Raw genomic sequence first — 15,244 nt, forward strand, 5'->3', positions numbered from 1 at the left:
AGGGGCCGGCCGCAGGCAGGAACAGGGCGTTATTTGACGATAAGGTCAAGAAACGTCATTCTTGAATGTATGGTAAATAACGATTCATCCCTCGAGAACCTCGTCACCCGTTTCCTTCAGGCCCTGGGCAGCAAGGACGCCGAAGGCGTCGAAGCCCTGTTCGCCGATGTCATCGACTGGTACGTCCCTGGCCACCCGGACCTGCCGTGGACGGGCAGGCGATCCAAGGGATCCCAGGTCGCTGAGTACTTCACCACGATGTGGCCGCACTTCGACTCTGATAAGAGCAGTGTCCAACTCGACAAGCTCGTCCTCTCGGGCGAGGACGCCGTCATCTTCGCAACCTTCGCGCATACAGCCCGCAGCACCGGCCGCTCCTGGGTGACCCCAGCCGTCCTCCACCTCGTTGCCGCCGACGGCAGGTTCGTTCGGATGCATCTCTCCGAAGACACCGAGGCTGTGTCCAAGGCGTTCTTCGACTGAGCCGCCTCCGCCGCTCACCTGGGCCCCGGGCCCGGGCCCGGGCGAGTGCTCCTCTCCAGTGCCTGTACACCACCATCAGCAACCGGGGCGAGTGATAGTGCGCACCCCTCCCGTTCCGGCCACCGGTCCGCCGGGGCCATAGGATCGAGGAGAACGGCGTTGCATCAGGCAGCGCGCCCCGCACCAGCGGGGTACGTCAGCAAGGAAGGTACGCAACAGTGATTGGATTCATCATTGCCGGACTCATCATCGGCGCACTCGCGCGGCTGATCAAGCCGGGCAAGCAGAACCTCGGTCTGGTCGCCACCCTGCTGCTGGGCCTCGTTGGCTCGGTCATCGGGGGTTCGATCGCCAGCCTCCTGGGCACCGGGGGCATTTTTGAGCTCAATTTCCTCGGCTTCATTGTCTCGGTCATCGCCGCCGTCCTGCTGATCGGCGTCGCCGAAGCCATGGCCGGGCGCCGCCGCGTCACCCGCTGAGCCGCGTCACCCGTTAGTAGGAGCGACCGGCGCCGAGCCGGTGTCCCGGTCAGGCGCGGCGGAGCCTCAGCAGCCGCCGCGCCACGGCGACGCTCAGCCCGCCGGCAAGGACCCATGGCCCGCCGACAAGAATCGGATCGATCCACTGGTGCCTGAGGTCGACGCGTTTGGTCCCGGTACGTGAGGCGATCGGATGGCGGGAGAATTCGCTGAGGACCCCCGTCTGGGTGATCGGGTTGTCGGGGCGCAGTGTTCCGAACGAGGCCAGATGGCTCTCCCAGGCGTCGACCCGGTCGGAGGCGAGCAGGATCACCCAGTGCGCGGCCCGTCCTTCGCTGAAGGTGCGGTAGGCGTATTTGCGCATCATCCCTGACAGCCCCTTGGGCCTCACCGAGGTCCCGAAGACCGGGGTCAGGAACTTGTGCTCGATCGAGCGTTCCCGGGGCCACTTTTCTTCCTGCCGCTCGGGGAATTCCCAGCGCGCACCGTTGAGGGTCGGGTCGAACTGTTCCTTCGGCACCGAGGGGCGGTCTTTCGGGTCGAGGTCCGCGCCCCAGCCGGGAATCGCGGCGCGCAGCTCCTCGCTCGACCTCGCGCGGGTAGGCTTCTTGGCTGTGTACGGCACGGTCCTTCCCTTCAGCTGGCCGCGGGGAGAATCAACGGCTTGATGCAGTTATCGAGCTTGGCCGAGAAGATGTGGTATCCCTCGGCGATGTGCTCGAGCGGGATCCGGTGCGTCACAATATCGCTCGGCTTAAGGTAACCGTTGCGGATATGGTCGAACAGGCGCGGCCACTGCCGCTTCACGGGAGCCTGGTTCATCCGGAGGGTGAGCCCCTTGTTCAAGGCGTCACCGAACTTCACGGCACTGAACATTGGGCCGTAGGCTCCGACCACCGAGACGGTTCCCCCCTTGCGCACCGCATCGATCGCCCAGTTCAGCGCGATCGGAGAGCCGCCCTGCAGCTTGAATTTCGAGGAAGTGACGTGCTGCAGAAAGTTGCCGTCGGCCTCGGCCCCAACGGCGTCGATAACGACGTCGGCGCCCAGGTAGTCGGTTGCCTTCTTCATCTCGACGACGATGTCGTCGTACTCGGCGAAGTTGTAGGTCTCCGCGTGGGCGAAGGTGCGCGCCTTCTCCAACCGGTACTCGAGATGGTCGATCACAAGAACCCGGCCGGCCCCCATCAGCCAGGCGGACTTCGCGGCAAAAAGGCCTACCGGCCCGGCACCGAAGACCACGACGGTGTCCCCCTCGACGATGTCCCCGAGCTGGGCGCCGAAGTAGCCGGTGGCGAGGGCATCGGTGAGCAGGACGGCGTCCTCTTCGTCCATCCACCCGGGAATGATGCTCGGCCCGATATCCGCGAACGGCACGCGGACGTATTCGGCCTGGCCGCCGTCGTACCCGCCGCAGGTGTGCGAGTACCCGTAGATGCCGCCGACCGCGGTGGCGTTGGCGTTGACGTTGTGGCAGTTGGAGTACAGCCCGCGTGCGCAGAAATAGCAGGTGCCGCAGTAGACGTTGAACGGAACCATCACCCGGTCGCCGGGTTTGAGGTTCTGCACCGAGGAGCCGACCTGCTCGACGACGCCGACGAACTCGTGGCCGAAGGTCATTCCCACCCGCGTGTCGGGCATCATGCCGTGGAAGAGGTGGAGATCCGACCCGCAAATGGCCGCAGTTGTCACCCGGACGATCGCGTCATTGGGGTGCTCGATCGGTGGGATGTCCTTTTCCTCAACCCTGATCTTGTACGGTCCGCGGTACACCATTGCTCGCATCAGCGCCGCCTTTCAGGGCAGTTCGAGGGCTGGTTGGTAGCGTTCCACGGCCGCGGAAAGAGGGTCAAGAATTTTGTTGGACGCACCGCACCGAGCATGATGGCCGGGTTGATGCTAGCGGGCCCGGGCCGCCCGCCTGCCCTGCCCGGACCCTGCACGGCACGACGGGAGACACTCGAAGAAGGCCGCTGCCGGATCGATGGATCCGACAGCGGCCTTCTTCGGTTGAGTGCTGCCCTGGTATCAGGCCACGCAGCCGCCGAGGGCGATCTGGCCGTCGATGGAGCGGATCTTGAGCTGGACGGCTCCGAGCTGGTCTTCAAGCGAGAGGACCGTGGCCTTCTGCGCGGCGACGGCCGCCTTGTTTGTCTTCTTCTGCGCCTCAAGGTTCCGAAGGACCGCCTGGGCGTCGGTGACCTGCTTGTCGAGGGTGGTCAGCTGGCCCTGGAGGGTTTTGAGGGCCGCTTCCGCAGCGCTGATTTCCCCGTTGAGGCTATTGAGCTGGGTCAGCAGCGGCGCCACCTGGTTCTGCAGCCCGAGGACCGCGGCCTCCTTGGCAGCGATCTGCCCGTTCAGCGCCGAGAGATCGGCCACCAGCTTGTCCACATCGGCGTTAAGCTTGGTGATTTCGACCCGCGTGGCAGCGGCAGCCGCGGCCGCGCTGTCGGCGGCTGCCTGCAGTGCCGGCAGCCGATCCTGCAGGCCCGTCAGCTCCGCGTTCTTGGCGTCCACGGCCGCCTCCGCAGCTGCGCGCGCGTCCTCGGCGTCCGCAAGGTTACCCTGCAGTTCCTCGAGCACCGCCCGCTCGGCGGTGATGGCCGCCTCGGCCTCCGCAACACCCTCGGTGAGGGCCGGCAGGCCGGCTTCGAGGTCGGCGACAACCTTCTCCTGGGCGCCCACCGCACCGGCGGCTGCGGCTGCGGCGTCCTCGAGGGCCGGCAGCTTCCCCTGGAGGGCAGTCAGTTCTCCCTGCTTCGTGGCCACCGCGGCGTTGGCTTCGGTCAGCGCCGTTCCAAGGGCGGGCAGCTGGCCTTGGAGGCCCAGGATCTCAGCCTCCTTGGTGGCAACCGCGCCCTGCGCCGCGGTCAGCGCGGCCTGCAGCGGGGCAGCCTGGCGCTGCAGGGCGCTGCTTTCGCCCTGCTTCGCAACGAGCTGGGCGTTGAGTGCGTTGACCTGGTTCTGCAGGGTAGTGAGGTCGCCCGAAAGGCCGGCAATGGTGCCGGACTTCTGGGTGATCTGGTTCGTCACGGAGGTGAGCTCGGCCTGCTTGGTGTTACGCAGCGCGATCAGCTCCTCCTTCTTCTTGCCATTGCCCTTGATGGCGTCGATCTCGGCGTTGAGGGCGCTGATGTCGTTCTGCAGCTGGGTCTGCCGGGTCTGCAGTGCCGCCCGCTCGGCCTGAGCCGCCGAGAGCTGGGCCTGCTTCGTCGAGATCGTGGTGCCCAGAGCCGCAATGTCGTTCTGCAGCGTCGTGATCTGCCCGTTGATCGAGGTGACGGCTGCGGCGTTGGCAGCGACGGCGTCGGCGGCCTTGGTCGCGTCGGCCTTCAGGGACGGGAGCTGATTCTGGGCGGCAGCGATCTGCGTGTGCTTCGCGGTGACGGCGTCCGCAGCCTTCGTGGCATCGGCCTGAAGTACGCCAAGTTCGCCCTGTGCGGTGGTGATCTCGGCGTTCTTCGCGGTGACGGCATCCGCAGCCTTCTGGGCATCGGCGTGGCGTGCGGCGAGGAGTGTCTTCGCCTCCTCGATCCGGACCGCCTGGGCATCGAGCTCGGCCTGCGCGGCAATACCGGAGTCGGCGAGGCGCTGAAGCTCGACCTCGGATCCGGAGACGGCCTGCTCCGCGGCGGTCACCGCGGCGGCGGCATCCTCCGCAGTCGTGGTCAGCGAAACAAGCGCGGTCTCGGCGGCGGCGACCGCGTCGTTCTGCGCGGCCAGGGCACCTGAGGTGTTGGCGGCCGCTGCGTCAAGCAGGGCCAGCTCCCCGGTGGCGGTGTTCAGCACTTCCTGGTGGGCCGCCAGGTCTGCGTCCACGTCTGCGGCCTGCTTCGCCAGGCTCTCGGAGTCGGCCTGCGCGGCGGTCAGCTGTTCCTGAAGGGGCGCGAGTTTCGCAATGGTGTCGGCCTGCTGCACGTTGAGGTCGGCCAGCGCCGTCTTGGCTTCCTCGATCGACGTGGCGGCACTCGCCTGGTCCGCCGTCAGCGTTGCGAGTTCTGCCTCGGCGTCCTTCACATCGATGTCCAGCTGCGCGGCCTCGGCGTCGAGGGCGGCGATTGCCTTCTCCGCATCAGCGATCTGGGTGGTGAGGGTGGTGGCGGTGGCCTGGAGCGCGGTCCGCTCGGCCTGCAGCTTGGAGATCTGCTCCGCGTTCTTCTTGGCTGCGGCCCGGAGCAGGTTTTCCTGCACGCCCCCGCGGTGCGCCTGCTGGTTGACCACCCCGTTGCAGATGCCCGATGTCGGGCCGGTCGTGGCCGAGGCCTGCGGGGCGAACACCAGCACGCTTGCGAGGATGCCGGGCAGGATCACTGCGCTTGCAACACGGCGGGCGAGGACGGATGTCGCGTTTGAGTCGCGCATGATTACTCCTGAGACCGAAAAACATGATTTGGTTGCCTCAAGGAATCTATGGACATTGGTTGCGTCGGGACACAGTACCGACTACTCGAAAGCCGTTAGGACTACTTGGTCAGCGGGCGCTGAACTACCTGCTGGCCTTTCGCGGGGAATGCACAGCAGCTTCACCCGGGTGCCGGGGCGGTGCGGACACCGGCGTGCCGGGAGGCGGCCGGCGATCCGGACGCTATTGGCTCGACTCACCCATCTGCTCCACGAGGCCGGCCCGCCAGGCGGGAGGGTCGAAGGGCTTGGCGTAGTAGCGGGTGTCGCGCAGGATCCGGCCCTGCCCGTCGAACTCGAGGATCACGACGACGTTCCAGAGCTCTCCACCGCCGTAATCGTTGACTCCCTCGATCACCCAGACCGTCCCGGTGCCGGTGACCCGCCGGACGGTGATGTCGGGCGGCGCGGGGAACTGCTCCTGCATGGAGCGCATGGCGTCCCGCCCGCGGATTCGTTCCCCGGACTGCGGCATTTCCATGACGTAATCGGGATGCCGCAGTTCGTATTCGGCCTCGGGCGAGAGCGAGTCATGACCACCGCCGACCAGGCGCAGGAACGCCTCGCGCATCATCGATGCGTCACCGGTGTCCATCGCCCGCCGGATGAGAGTCCCGATTTCAGGCTCAGCCATGGCGGTCATGCTACGCCGGACGGCCGTGAACAGCCAGAGGTCGATGCCGCCTGGACGCAGCACCCGGGGACCGCCCCCCGCCTGCGTACGGGGAATTCCCGACCCCGGCATGCGGTTGAGAGAAGGTAGTCACCTATCCCTGGAGGAAGTATGAGCACCCCCGAAAAAGCCCAGCTGGAGCGATGGCTTCGATTTCGCAACAGCCGGAACACCGCTCTGGCCAAGGAGCACGGCTGGCTGACGCTCACGTCGCTGCAGTGGCTCCCGGCCGAGCCCTCCCCGATGGAGCTGGTTCCTGGGCTGTGGTCGACGGACGGCACGAAGGCGGTCCTGACGGCCGCTGCCGCCGACGGGTTGACGCTTGGAGAGACGGGCGACCCCGTCGAAGGAACCGTCACCGCCAGCCTCGACAATGAGGAATCGCTCATGTGGGTCGCCTTCGGCGGCGAGGATGGACGGCGCGTGGTGGTCGAGCTTGCCGTCCGCGGCAACAAGTATGCCATCCGCACCCGCGATTCGCTCTCCCCGGTGTTCACCGAGTTTGAGGGAGTTCCAACGTTCGACTACAGCCCGGAACTCGCCGTCCTTGCCCGCTTCGAGCGTTACCCGGAGCCGGTCGAGATGCCGATCGGAACCGCCAACCCACTCGTGGACGGGGTGCACCGCAGCGCCGGTGAGCTCGTGTTCCGGCTTCCCGGCATCGACCACGAGTATCGGCTGCAGGCCGAGGAAGGGAAACTCGGCGGCCTGACCGTCACGTTCCACGACAAGACCAACGGCGCAACGACGGACGACTGGCGGAAGGTGGAGACCGGCCGGCCCCGCCCCGACGGCACAGTGGTCCTCGATTTCAACCGTGCGATCAACTATCCAAGCGCCTTCACCCCCTACGGCACATGCGCCATGCCGGTGAGGAACAACAGCCTTGATGTGAAGATCGAGGCCGGAGAAAAGGCCTTCGACATCCAACCTGCCGGCTGAGGGTCATCCCGGCCGGACGGCGTCCACCCCGTGGCGGGCGGACGCCGTTTCCGTTGCGGGGACCTTGAGAGTCTGCCGTGCGCGGCGGGCCCTTATCCGACCGGCGACGCCGGCGACGCGTTGTGTCAGCGCCCAGTACGACACGCCGGCAACCAACGAGGCGCCCACCGCGAGCGCAGGGCTGAACGGCTCCAGCAGGGGAAAAACCAGCCAGTGGGTGAGGTACGCGTACAGCGAGGAACTGGCGAGCACCCCGACCGGCCGGTGGAGCCCGCGCGGGAGCGGGATGGCAGGAAGCCAGGCCAGCAGCAGGAGCCCTCCGAGCAGGGTCGCTTCCCGGGCGGCGTCGTCGAAGAAGCCGGGCACGCTTAGCGCCGCAATGGCCGTCACCACCGACCGCTGGAGGGCGGTCCGGGACCGGGCCATCAGCCACCCCAGGCCAACAAGCCATAGCACGGGTGCGGTGTGCGGCACGCTGATGTGCGGGATGTCGTAGCGGCCCAGCATGCCGAGGGCGGTCAGAGCGAGCGGGAAGACAAACGGTGCGCCCCGCTCGGCCCGGTCCACCCACGGAACCGCGAGGAGCGCCAGCAGGAAGATCAGGACATACACGAGCACTTCGACGAACCAGAATTGCCACTCCGCGGTCACGTGCCGGGGCCCGATCAGCGAGTTCAGGAGCGCGATGTTCGCCAGGGAGTACCGGTCGGTCACCAGGTAGGCGAAAGCGATAAAGGCCACGCTCGGCACCACGATCCGTCCGAGGCTCCGTACCTGGCGCCTCAGGCGGGCAACCCGCTCCCCCGCGAGCTGGAACCGGGCGAAGTTGTAACCGGCCACGGCCATCAGCACGTGGGCGGTACCCGGCCACGTGAACAGGCCCACGTGGGTGCTGATGATGAAGATGATGGCGACGGCCCGCAGGACGATGCTCGTTTCGAGCGGGGCGAGGAAGCGCCGGGCCGGGCGCGCCTTCCGGGCCGGCCGAGCGAGGTCCCCGACCCGCATCAGGTGCCAGTCGGCCGGAAGGGAGCCAAGGACCTTTTCGAGCCGCACCGACAGCGCCACATAGGACAACGAATCCCCGCCGAGGGAGACAAAGGTGTCATCGTCCCGGACGGCGCCGCACTCAAGGTGTTCCGCGTAGATCCTCCGCAGGTCCTCCGGGCCATCCCCGGCGGGGGCTTCCTCGGACACCGCCCCTGCCCGTGTTGCGGCCAAGGCGAGCACGGCCTGGTAGTCGGGTTTGCCGCTGGACAGGCGCGGGAGCCGGTCGACGCCGTGGACCTGGACGGCGGCCCGGGGCAGGCCCAGCTGCTGGGCGAGGACCTTGCCGAGCAGGCGCACATCGGCTCCGCCCTCGATCGCGACCACGAGCCGCTCATCGGTGCCGGTACTGATCGCGCGCACGCCGAGGCCGTCGAGAATCCGCTCAACCTGGCCGAGGTCGACGCGCAGTCCGACGATCTTGAGGAACCGGCTGCGCCTCCCCACCACCTCGTACAGGCCGTTGGGGTGCCGGCGCGCCAGATCCCCGGTGCGCAGTTCCTGAACCGTCCGGCCCAGCGCCAGATCGGCCGGCGCCTCGGCGTAGCCGAGCATGACGTTCGGGCCGGTGTACACGAGTTCGCCGTCGTCGAGCCCGGGCACCGGGTCGATGCGGAAGGCTCCGCCCGGCACCGCGACGCCGATGGTGCCCGGGTGCGCGGTCGCCAGGTCCGGAGGGAGGTAGGCCATCCGGGCGGTGGCCTCCGTGGCGCCGTACATGACGAACAGGTCCCAGCCGCGCTCAGCGCCGAGCGCGGCGTACCGGCGCACCTGCTCGGGCGCGAGCCGCCCCCCGGCCTGGGTGATGTACCGCAGGGAAGGAAGCTCAAGGTCGGCGAACCCCACCCGTTCAAGGAGTTCGAAGGTGTAGGGCACAGCTGCGAAGGAGCTCACCCCGTGGGTGCGGACCAGCTCCCAGAAGCAGGGGTCGACGACGGACAGGTCTGTCAGCACCAGGCCCGCCCCCTGCAGCAGGTGGCTGTTGATCACCGACAGTCCGTAGCAGTAGGACAGGGGAAGCGTCGTCGCGGCACGGTCCTCGGGCCCGATCGCAAGGTACCCGGCAATCGCTTCGGCGTTGGACTGGAGGTTCTCGTGGGAGAGCCTCACCAGTTTGGGGGAACCGGTTGAGCCGGAGGTGCTGACCAGCAGGGCAAGCTCGGGGTGCAGCTCATGCGCAGTGCCGGGGCGCCGCTCCTCGAAGGAGAGGAAATCGCCGGAGCGCAGGACGACGTCGGGGTCGTACGCCGCCACGATGGACTCGAGGGCGGCCGGCTTGTCGGCAGGAACGAGGATGAGGGGGTGGCCGGCGGTGAGCGCCGCGAGGTAGGCGATAAGCGAATCGAGATCATTGGCGGCCGCGAGCGCCACCAACCGCCGCTGGGCGCCCAGGCGGGCGGCGAAGGCCTCAACGCGGCCGGCCAGTTCACGGTAGCTGAGGGTCGAACCATCGATCAGCACAGCAGGGCGGTCCCCGTGGTGGGCGAGATCGGCGGCGAAGGAGGCACGCGTGAGGAACAGGTTCGAGGTCACTGCGTAACCTTATGAGGAAGGGTTACCTAAGTAAAAATGGCACCGCGTCGGTCGCCGGGGCCGGACCGGCCCGTTCAGCCGGCTGCGGAAAGGCCTTCCCTCGCCGGGGAGGACTGAACCTGATCCCGGCCCGCGAAGCGGATTCCCGCGGAGGTGGCAATGATGTCCTCGAGGGTCCGCCGCACCCACTCCGCCGCCGAACTGTTGGCAACCCGCAGGTCCCGGTCGGCAATTCCTGCCGATGAAGACTGCGCGAGGCGGACGATGCAGTAATCGAGCTCTGCCGCCAGCCCCTTGATCGCCGAAAGCAGCTCGTCCGGGCCGGGGTCGGCGGTATCAAGCACCACGTCGAGAAGGGAAGGGCTGCCGGAGGCTCCCTGGGCTGGAAAATTGGCCTTCGCGATGCCCGCATCGCAATCCACGAGGTTCCCCGTCCACTTTTCGGGGTCGCGCTCAGCGCCGCTTCGATACCGAAGCGCGTTCCGGCCCGAAAGGGCTCCGGACCCGGGACCGTAGCCTGGAGCTGCACTCACGCGGTGCGCCTCAAGCGTGTGGAGCGGGCGGCCCGAAAGCCGGTTTGTGCGGCGTCCGCCGCGACAGGGGCGAACCCGTGGTGTGCACATGGCATGGTGAGACCCTCGCTGTTCGGCGGCCGACCTGCCCTCGCAGGCCCCGGCTCCACGTCCCTTTAATGCGTCTGTGGCGCATTAGTCGGCCGATAAAGTTGGCGACATTACCGGAGCGTAACATGCAATTTCCGCGTCGCACGCAATTCGAAAAACGGCAACCGTGGGCGTGTCCGGAGGGGCTGAAAGCGCGCTAATCGTTCGGAACCGGCCTAGGACTGGCACCCAATACCGTCGCCGTCCCGGTCGAACGAGGCATCCCACCCCGGATCCGCCGGAGTGATCGGCGCGGCGCCGGCCGCCTCGACGTCCGAGCAGTTCCCGTAGATCACCTCCCCGGTTGGCGGCACGCTCTCCCGTCCCCCCGGTCCGCCCGTGGGCGGGATTTCCCCGGGCGTCCCGGCCGGGGCGCCGGCGGGCGGAGCGGTGGTCGCGCTGGGAAGCGGCTGGCCCGGGCAGGACCTGAGAATCCGCTCGATGGCGCCTCGTTCGGCGGCCGTCACCCACAGACGGTACTTGAGCTTGACCGCGGTCTGCCGGGCCACGTAGTCGCACCGGTACGACGTGTTCGGCGGCAGCCAGGTCGCGGCATCGGCGTCCCCCTTCTGCCGGTTGGCCGGGCCGTCGACGGCGAGGAGGTTCAGCGGGTCATTGGCGAAGCGCAGCCGGTCCTGGTCCGAAAGCTGCTGGGCGCCCGTCTCCCAGGCATTGCCCAGCGCGACGACATGATCGATGTCGACAAGGGCGTCCCCGCCCTTGACGAACGATACGCTCACCGCCGTGTACGGGTCCTTCAGGACACCGGCCTGCACCACGCAGTTCCGGGTGCCGGGTTTGAAGGTTTCCTCCGAGAGGTCCTTGGCAAGGATGTCGTTGCGCGTATCGCAGCCGTTCCGATCGACGTCGGCCCAGGCCGGCCCGAACTTCTCCCGCTCGTATCCGGTTTTCGGCGCCCGCCCCTTGACGGCGAGCGCTTCGAGGCCGGCGAGCGCCGTCCCGGCCGGCGGCGCCGGGGCGGCCGGCATCGACGCGTCCGGGACAGGAGCTGCGGGTTCGTCCGACCCGTCCTCCGTCGGGGCGGTCGACGGGGCGGGAGCCACCGACGGCACGGGCGCCGGGGCGCCCTGCAGGGCGGGCGAGCAGCCGACGACCCCGGCGGCCAGGGCGGCCCCGAGCAGGACGGCGGCTCTCGTGGTGCGAAGGTGCATGGTTCCCAGGGGTGTGGTGGTGCGGAATTGCTCAGCCTCGACCCTACCGTCCGGGCACGCCCGCTCATCGGCGGCCCGCCGTACGGCTAACGGTTCGGTCCCGACGCCCGCGGAAGGAAGCGGACTCCGGGCGGGGAGTGCGGCACAATGGCAGCATGTGCGGACGTTTCGTGATCGCGGGAAACAAGGCGGCAATGCTCGATGCGTTCAATGTGGACGAGTCGTTCGAGGACGAAATGAACCCGTCCTGGAACGTTGCCCCGATGACCGGGATCCCTTTCGTCTCGGAACGGCTCAGCGATGGCACCCTGACCCGCCGGCTCGACATTGCCCGCTGGGGCCTTGTCCCCGTGTGGGCGAAGGACCCCAAGATCGGCGCCCGGATGATCAATGCCCGCGCCGAATCGGTCCTCGACAAGCCCTCCTTCCGCACCGCGGCCGCCAAACGCCGGGCCCTGGTTCCCGCTAATGGGTACTACGAATGGCAGAAGAATCCCGACGGCACGAAGACTCCCACCTACCTCCACCCCGAGCGGGAGGACGACCTGATCGCCTTCGCCGCCCTGTATGAGTTCTGGCCGGATCCTCAGAAGGCGGACGGAGATCCTCAGAAGTGGCTGACCACGGCGACCATCCTGACCACCGACGCCACCGACAGCCTCGGGCACATCCACGACCGCTCCCCGCTGATCGTCCCGAAGGACCTCCATTCGGACTGGCTCGATCCGGCGGTCACCGCGAAGCAGGACGTCCTGGCACTGATCGACGCGATCCCGGAACCCGTCCTGGTCCCCCGCGTCGTGGGCAAGGACGTGGGATCGGTCCGCAATGACGGGCCGCACCTCATCGAACCGGCCGAATAGCCCCGCCCGCCGCCTGCCCGTTCCCTGTTGCCCCGTGAAGCTACAGGGCAGGCAGCCGTTCCACCCGGATCCCTGAGGTTAGGGACCAGGTGATCGACCCGCCCTGAAAGGCCTGCCGAACTCCGCCTCGAATTGGAGTGGGATTGGACGTCGGATAGCCCAGCCGGCCCGCCCGGGCCTCCGCTTCCAGATAGAGGTCGTGGACCAGGCCCGTGGAGATCCGGGCTCCGGTCGCACGGGAGTAGTAGACCGCCCCGCCCTCGAAGGTCTGGAAAACCCCGCCGTTTCCGCCCGTCTCATCCGACGTGGGATACCCCAGAGCTCCCTGCTCCCGGCCCGCCCGGTCATAGGCACCCCGGATCGCACCCCGGAGGACGTGCGCTCCGCCGTCCGGTGACCACCGGATGGTCCCTCGCTCGAAATCCTGGGACCTTCCGCCACGCGTCAACCCCGTGACCTCATTGCCCACGGGCCCGCCCAACGCCACCCGCCCGCCGGCCACCGTGAACTTGCTGGTGATCGGACCGGTCGGGGCGGCGGAGTAGGGGGTGAAGACATCACCCACCGCGCCCATGATCACCCGGTCGCCGGGCACCGCATCCTTGAGGTAGCGGGTAACCAGAGCCTCAGGCAGTGCAATGCATCCCGCCGTCGGGGCCGGATTCGAATGCATAAAAATTGCGAATCCCGCGCCCTCCCGGATGGGAGAATCCGGGGGCCTGTTGTAATTCAGGACCACGCCCTGCCGGTAATCTCCGGTCGCGCGCGTCGCGAACTCCCACATGTCTTCGTCGGGGAAGTCATGGGAGCTCGATTCGAAATATCTGTTGTAATCGGCCGAATACTCTCCCCCGCCGCCCCAGCGGGACAGACTGTTAAGAATCCGGAACCGGAGCCGGGTGCCCGGGTTCCACAGCCCAAAGCCTTCGGTAACCGAGTAGGAACCCGTCGGGGAATACTCCGCCGCCGTGTGGCCGCTTGGAATTCCGGGGGCTCGAAACCCATTGCGCCCCACATTTCCGGGTTTCTGCCAGTCCTGCACGTAGCGCGGACCCGACCTCACGCAGGTGGTGACCAGGGCATCACTGCTGCTTCGGTGGGCCGTGGTCGCGAAGGTGACCCTATTTGCTCCGTACCCCGGATACAGCACCTGGCCTGCGTTCAAGCGTTCGCAGGGGTTCGTCTCCTGAACGGCCTCCCGGATGTCGGCCCGCGCCGGGGGTGCCTGTACGAGGAGGCCGCCGCCCAGTATGCCGGCTGCGGCAAGTACCGCGGCGATGGTCCGCAGCCCTGCGGATCGTGTGTTCATAGATTCCTTGTGCGCAAAGTGGAGGGAGGAATTACCGCAGGGAGTACCGCCGGGGCGCGCGACAAAACACGCGGGCAGAGCACTGGAGTCAGCGGAGGTTCGTTGCGGAAGGGCCGCTTCCGTGTGCCGCAGGCGGTTAGCCGCCGGGCTGTTCCAGGAAGGGCAGTGCGGGAAAGTAATTACCCACTCAAAGCGGTCGGCGGTGAAGTTTCCACGCCAAACGATGATTTTGTCATCCCAATTCCCCCCGTATTAAACCTGATCACCGGAGCGTATCGAATTCACGGGTAGCCGAAAAGTTACCGGTAGATCCTGTGGCCAAATGGTTATAGGTCCCGAAAATCACGCCGATGACTCACCGCGCCTGCCGGAAGCCGGACGGTTAGCCCCCGGCACCGGCATGCCGGTGCCGCTGCTGCGCCGCAGCAGCCCGTCAAAAAGGCCGTGGACGAGGGGCATTCAGCCGGGATTGCGGCACTGTGAGGATGGCGGCCCGCAGTCCGGCCGGACCGCCATCGACGGACCGGGCAGCCCCGTGGACGAGCACCCCTAGTTCCCGATCAATCGAGGAGGCAGCAATGACCCGCGGCCCCTACGCCGATCTGCCGGTGGTGGCCGGGTCTGAGGTGAGCAGCGACGATGGCGAGAATTTTCAGCCGCTTCGGATGCCGCAGGTCGTCTTCGGTGCCGGCGGCGGAGACGCGTCGCCGCAGCTCTCCTGGCGGGGTTTCCCCGAGGGAAAGCCCTCCGCCCAGGGCCCAACGCCCACGGGTCGACCCGGCAGGCCTCATCCACGCGGATGCCGGCCTTGCTGTCGAGGACCATGCACAGCGGTCCAGGCAATCCAGCCGCCGGCAACGGCCGCAAGGAGGGCGCCGACCGGCTGGGTGGGCAGGCTGCTGCCGGTGGTCACCATTCCGAGCACGACCCCCAGCGGGTAGAAGATCACCGTGGCGGCGATCCACAGGGCCCCGGCCCACTTGGGGAGGACGGTCGAGCGCCACACGGCTACCCCGAGGAGCACCTGCCCGACGAAGGCGAGCAGGAGACCGAGCAAGAACGTGGCCATCATTGAAGCAGGGAATTCAAGCTCCATGACCTCCGGTATCCCCGCCAGGTAGGCGTGGCCTACTGCCGGCGTGACGAACGTTGAAATCACCGAAGGCACCAGCAGCAGGGTCTGGGCGAAGACCGCGATGACCATTGCGGGCACCGCGATCCGGGCAGCCCTCCCGCCGGCCAGGTAAATGCCCAGGGCGAGGAATCCGAAGATCCCCAGGATGGTGCCGCCCGTGCTGCCGATCAGGTGACTGGTCAGGTATGTCGGCGTGCTGACGAATTCCGCCCACGCCTGGGGGTCCTTCTCCTGGTCTGGCTGGGGCTTGAGCGTGGACAGGGCGGTCATCAGCGCGGAGACGGGCAGGGCGATCAGTCCGGCGCCGACCCAGCGGGTGAGATAGGGAGAAGTCATCGGAGGTTCCTTTCTCGTCGGGAGCCCGGTTGGGCTTCCTCTTCGAGACTAGGAAGTGCCGGACGCCGCGGCATAGGGCCGAGGTGCCGTCCTGATAGCCGGGGTGGCACCACGGTCCCGGGCCTACCGCCCGGCGGCAGGTGGGGCGAGAATGGTTGCGCGCCACGCCGCCACGAGGCTGCGCTACAGGCCCTCCGCTGGAGCGACGT

The 15,244-nt window shown here is 67.6% G+C and carries 13 protein-coding genes; 4 read left to right on the forward strand and 9 right to left on the reverse strand.

The window, feature by feature from the left end:
• Positions 1 to 69: 69 nt before the first annotated feature.
• Both GVV77_RS14015 and GVV77_RS14020 read left to right on the forward strand, forming a co-directional pair.
• Positions 70 to 483 (forward strand): nuclear transport factor 2 family protein, encoded by a 414-nt coding sequence (locus GVV77_RS14015; RefSeq protein WP_159619359.1) that lies wholly within the window; start codon positions 70 to 72, stop codon positions 481 to 483.
• Positions 484 to 701: 218 nt separating this feature from the next.
• Positions 702 to 962: a GlsB/YeaQ/YmgE family stress response membrane protein gene (locus tag GVV77_RS14020; RefSeq protein WP_159619360.1), complete on the forward strand. Its 261-nt coding sequence runs from the start codon at positions 702 to 704 to the stop codon at positions 960 to 962.
• Positions 963 to 1,011: 49 nt separating this feature from the next.
• Here the strand turns inward: GVV77_RS14020 and GVV77_RS14025 are convergent, their stop codons facing one another.
• The 4 genes from GVV77_RS14025 to GVV77_RS14040 form a co-directional block, all read right to left on the reverse strand.
• Positions 1,012 to 1,587, reverse strand: a complete 576-nt coding sequence (locus tag GVV77_RS14025) for a hypothetical protein (RefSeq protein WP_159619361.1) — start codon at positions 1,585 to 1,587, stop codon at positions 1,012 to 1,014.
• Positions 1,588 to 1,598: 11 nt separating this feature from the next.
• Complete coding sequence (locus tag GVV77_RS14030; protein ID WP_159619362.1) at positions 1,599 to 2,747, reverse strand: zinc-dependent alcohol dehydrogenase; 1,149 nt, start codon at positions 2,745 to 2,747, stop codon at positions 1,599 to 1,601.
• 243 nt (positions 2,748 to 2,990) lie between these two features.
• Positions 2,991 to 5,324 (reverse strand): coiled-coil domain-containing protein, encoded by a 2,334-nt coding sequence (locus GVV77_RS14035; RefSeq protein WP_159619363.1) that lies wholly within the window; start codon positions 5,322 to 5,324, stop codon positions 2,991 to 2,993.
• Between the two features lie 223 nt (positions 5,325 to 5,547).
• Positions 5,548 to 5,997: a nuclear transport factor 2 family protein gene (locus GVV77_RS14040; RefSeq protein ID WP_201293242.1), complete on the reverse strand. Its 450-nt coding sequence runs from the start codon at positions 5,995 to 5,997 to the stop codon at positions 5,548 to 5,550.
• Positions 5,998 to 6,147: 150 nt separating this feature from the next.
• Here GVV77_RS14040 and GVV77_RS14045 point away from each other — a divergent pair, with 150 nt between their 5' ends.
• Positions 6,148 to 6,978, forward strand: coding sequence for a DUF1684 domain-containing protein (locus GVV77_RS14045; protein WP_159619364.1), 831 nt, complete (start codon positions 6,148 to 6,150; stop codon positions 6,976 to 6,978).
• A gap of 3 nt (positions 6,979 to 6,981) precedes the next feature.
• Here GVV77_RS14045 and GVV77_RS14050 read toward each other — a convergent pair whose 3' ends face one another.
• From GVV77_RS14050 to GVV77_RS14060, 3 genes are all read right to left on the reverse strand, one after another.
• A complete protein-coding gene (locus GVV77_RS14050) occupies positions 6,982 to 9,558 on the reverse strand; it encodes an AMP-binding protein (RefSeq protein WP_159619365.1) in 2,577 nt (858 codons plus the stop codon).
• A gap of 74 nt (positions 9,559 to 9,632) precedes the next feature.
• A complete protein-coding gene (locus GVV77_RS14055; protein ID WP_159619367.1) occupies positions 9,633 to 10,091 on the reverse strand; it encodes a hypothetical protein in 459 nt (152 codons plus the stop codon).
• Positions 10,092 to 10,396: 305 nt separating this feature from the next.
• Entirely contained in the window at positions 10,397 to 11,392 is a 996-nt protein-coding gene (locus GVV77_RS14060; RefSeq protein ID WP_159619369.1) for a GmrSD restriction endonuclease domain-containing protein, read from the reverse strand.
• A 155-nt stretch (positions 11,393 to 11,547) separates the two neighbouring features.
• Between GVV77_RS14060 and GVV77_RS14065 the strand changes: the two genes are divergently transcribed.
• Positions 11,548 to 12,255 carry an SOS response-associated peptidase gene (locus tag GVV77_RS14065; RefSeq protein WP_159619371.1) on the forward strand — a complete coding sequence of 236 codons (708 nt, stop codon included), beginning with the start codon at positions 11,548 to 11,550 and terminating at the stop codon, positions 12,253 to 12,255.
• 40 nt (positions 12,256 to 12,295) lie between these two features.
• On the opposite strand, the gene GVV77_RS14070 is transcribed toward GVV77_RS14065, so the two are convergent.
• Together GVV77_RS14070 and GVV77_RS14080 are read right to left on the reverse strand one after the other, a co-directional pair.
• Positions 12,296 to 13,564 carry a hypothetical protein gene (locus tag GVV77_RS14070; RefSeq protein ID WP_159619373.1) on the reverse strand — a complete coding sequence of 423 codons (1,269 nt, stop codon included), beginning with the start codon at positions 13,562 to 13,564 and terminating at the stop codon, positions 12,296 to 12,298.
• A 787-nt stretch (positions 13,565 to 14,351) separates the two neighbouring features.
• Positions 14,352 to 15,035, reverse strand: coding sequence for a hypothetical protein (locus GVV77_RS14080; RefSeq protein ID WP_159619375.1), 684 nt, complete (start codon positions 15,033 to 15,035; stop codon positions 14,352 to 14,354).
• Positions 15,036 to 15,244: the final 209 nt, after the last annotated feature.

Origin of the sequence: Arthrobacter zhaoguopingii (assembly GCF_009828605.1) — a bacterium.
Classification (GTDB): Bacteria; Actinomycetota; Actinomycetes; order Actinomycetales; family Micrococcaceae; genus Arthrobacter_D; species Arthrobacter_D zhaoguopingii.